This window comes from Vibrio sp. 970 (assembly GCF_033339075.1).
Genome location: NZ_JAWOTW010000422.1, coordinates 1 through 644, shown reverse-complemented (window position 1 = coordinate 644; position 644 = coordinate 1). Strand labels below are relative to the sequence as shown.

1 pseudogene is annotated in these 644 nt (G+C 35.7%); it reads left to right on the top strand.

The features are described 5' to 3' along the window. Positions 1 to 418, top strand: a pseudogene (locus R7Q11_RS27070) (transcriptional regulator); the annotation flags it as partial. Between the last annotated feature and the right edge of the window lie 226 nt (positions 419 to 644).

Genomic DNA, 644 nt, shown 5'->3' with positions numbered 1-644 from the left:
GAATGATACTTCCGTTGCGCTCTATTTACGTGCACTAGAAATGATGGATTACATTGAACTGAAAGGGGATAAACACTATCAATTTAAAGATACAGGCCGCTTTATTTTTGAAGAAGGTTCAAATTTAGACACGCTATTTGCACAGCGCTTTCGTGAAGAAGTGTTTAGCCATGATATTCGGCCTCCAATTTGTGTTGGACGCATTGCGATTACCGAAGAACAAGAAGAAAAACTGGCAAATGAAGTGTACAACAAATTAATTGAGTTTGATGTTCAAAATAAAACCAGTGAAAACAGTCAACGACTAAAAAATGTTTTACTCACTTTTACACCTGGTAATCAGATATTTTTGGCTGACACAATTCCGAATATTAATGGCGATTTATTAAAAGCCATCACTGTCGCTAAAGAAAAATAAAAGAATAATTATTGGAAGCTCGTGCTTATTTAGTGCGAGCCGAGCTTCTGCACACTAAAAACACTCATTTATATAAATGAGAATATAAAAATAACGTAAATAATAGGGAAAAAGTATGTTTAAAAAGAGCACACTTGCCATTCTGATCGGGGCTACTATTTCGCTTGTTGGATGTGGTTCCAATGATAAAACTGAAATCCGTTTACCACAGGCGCCAACTTCAGAA